Origin of the sequence: Pinirhizobacter sp. (assembly GCF_035317885.1) — a bacterium.
In the GTDB taxonomy this organism is placed as follows: domain Bacteria; phylum Pseudomonadota; class Gammaproteobacteria; order Xanthomonadales; family Rhodanobacteraceae; genus Pinirhizobacter.
In genome coordinates this window covers 1-2,221 of record NZ_DATHFX010000326.1, presented here as the reverse complement: position 1 = coordinate 2,221, position 2,221 = coordinate 1, and the positions used below count along the sequence as shown (strand labels likewise).

The following is a 2,221-nucleotide window of genomic DNA, read 5'->3' as shown; positions in this document are numbered from 1 at the left end:
GCGGCGGCGGCGGCGGCAAGCCCGCTCACTACCGGTTTCACAAGCTTCGCCAGCGTCCAGATGGCCGCCACGCCGATCACGCCGGCGCCCATGAAGCGCGCCTTGTGCGTCCACACCGCCTGTGCGGTATCGGCGATGCTGCCCACCACCTCGTGGCCGCTGGTGAACCACGGCACGATGCCGCCCCAGGCGATCAGGAAGCCCACCAGCATGGCCATGCCCACCCACAGGCCCACAAGGTGGCCCACGGCGAACAGCGCGAATGACAGCGAGAAATCGAAACCGCTGAGCGCGCCCTTGCGGCCGATGGCGAAGGTGCGCGCGATATCGCTGGCAAAGATCTGCGTGCCGACGATCACGGCGAAGGCGGCGGACACCACCGAGCCCATGACCACGGCCTTCAGGCCCGCGCTGCTGGACTCGGCGGCTTGCGCGGCGGTCTGGCCGCTGGATTCATCATGCGCGCCGCCAACCTTCAGGACTTCTGCGCAGGCGACGCCTTCGGGATAGGGAAGATCGGAGTTGGTGACCAGCGCACGGCGCAGGGGAATGGAATACATCACGCCCAGGATGCCGCCCAGGGCGCAGATGGCGAACGACGTCCAGTAGGGGAAGCCTGTCCACCAGCCCACCATGACCAGGCCGGGCAAGACGAAGATGATCGATGACAGCGTGCCGGCGGCCGAAGCTACCGTCTGCACGATGTTGTTCTCCTGGATGGTCGATCCGCGCACCGCCCGCAGCACCGCCATGGAGATCACCGCGGCGGGAATCGAGGTGGCGAAGGTCAGGCCTGCCTTCAGTCCGAAGAACACGTTGGCGGCGGTGAACAACAGGGTGATCACCACGCCCAGCACCAGGCCTCGGATGGTGAGCTCGGTGCGGTGGTCCTGCAGGACGGCTGGCTGTGTCATTGGCGTGTTTTCCCCTTGTGAATCCATCCGCCGAGCGTAAACCATCGCCTCGCCTGCTCGCCAGCATGGGGTGTAGGACTAGAGCCAAGTACGAGAAAAGGCGGGATTGTCGAGGCAAAGGCGGACGTAATCTGTCCTGGGGCTGACATTGATGGCTGCGGGTGTCCCGGGAAATGATGGGCTTCCCGCGACATGGAGTGTCACGCATGCCAAACCCTTTCGTCCGCTTCGGACTCATCGCCGGCCTATTGACCCTCGCCGGTGCTGCCACGGCCTCCCAGCCAGTATCGACCGTAGCCGCCACGACAGTCTCCCGCGATGCCGACAAGGCGGTGGTCCTGGCGTTCTACGAGGCAGCATTCGGTCGCCTGGATCTGAACAAAGCCCGGAGGTATCTCGACGACGGCTTCATCCAGCACGACCCGGCCGTGGAAGATGGCGTGGACGGCTTCGCCCGGTACCACCAGCGCCTAAGCTCAACCCATCCGCGTTATTCGTACGAGATCCGTCGGGCCATATCGTCCGGCGGCCTGGTGACCGTCCATGTCTTGCAGCGACTAAACCCATGGGATCGTGGCGACGTGCAGATCCACATGTATCGCGTGGTGGACGGTGCGCTGGCCGAGCACTGGGTCGTGGGCAACCCGATACCGGCCACCAGCCTCAATGCCAACGGTTTGATCTAGGAGCCAGCCAATGACCTTGTCCAACAGCATCCTCAGCACGGCCATGGCGCTCGGGCTGGCCCTTCCTGCCGGGGTTATCGCCGCATCGTCACCCGCAGCCGTACCCCAGACCTCCGCGGAGGCGGCAAATATCGAGACGGCACGCAACCTCTACGCCGCCATTTTCGCCGCACGGGACAGCGCGCTTGCCGCGCGCTACCTCGGGCCCGAATACATCCAGCACGCCCAGGACGTCGCCGACGGCAAAGAGGGCCTGGCCCGGGCCATCGCGGACATCGCCGCGCAAACCCCGCAGATCAGCTACGAGATCAAACACATTATCGCCGAGGACAATCTGGTGACATTGATGAGCCACGTCCGACCGACGCCTGATTCGCGTGGCCAGATGCTCTTCAACATCTTTCGCTTCGACGATGGCAAGATCGTCGAGCATTGGGAGACGGTGCAGGATATCCCCGAGACCAGCGCCAACGGCAACGGCGTGTTCTAGGCGCTTGCGCTCAACGCGCAGGCCCGGACACGTAACGGCTTCCGGCGACATGGAAGCGCCATGGAAAATCCAGTCCCACGCGGATGCCGATGCGCGGCCCCGCGACGATGGCCGCCGGTAGCGGCGCGCCA

Annotated in this window: 3 protein-coding genes; 2 read left to right on the top strand and 1 reads right to left on the bottom strand. The window is 64.9% G+C overall.

Features of this window, described 5'->3' with window-relative positions; all coding sequences use genetic code 11:
• On the bottom strand, positions 1-914 hold a 914-nt coding region (locus tag VK519_RS10600), incomplete at its 3' end, for an OPT family oligopeptide transporter (RefSeq protein ID WP_324349644.1).
• Between the two features lie 206 nt (positions 915-1,120).
• Here VK519_RS10600 and VK519_RS10595 point away from each other — a divergent pair.
• Both VK519_RS10595 and VK519_RS10590 read left to right on the top strand, forming a co-directional pair.
• On the top strand, positions 1,121-1,600 hold the full coding sequence (locus VK519_RS10595) for a nuclear transport factor 2 family protein (RefSeq protein WP_324349642.1): 480 nt from the start codon (positions 1,121-1,123) through the stop codon (positions 1,598-1,600).
• Positions 1,601-1,610: 10 nt separating this feature from the next.
• A complete protein-coding gene (locus tag VK519_RS10590; RefSeq protein WP_324349640.1) occupies positions 1,611-2,090 on the top strand; it encodes a nuclear transport factor 2 family protein in 480 nt (159 codons plus the stop codon).
• Positions 2,091-2,221 lie beyond the last annotated feature (131 nt).

Excerpts from the sequence above, each read along its gene's own strand:
- VK519_RS10595 (WP_324349642.1), top strand. The coding sequence starts at position 1,121 with ATGCCAAACCCTTTCGTCCGCTTCGGACTCATCGCCGGCCTATTGACC.
- VK519_RS10590 (WP_324349640.1), top strand. The coding sequence starts at position 1,611 with ATGACCTTGTCCAACAGCATCCTCAGCACGGCCATGGCGCTCGGGCTG.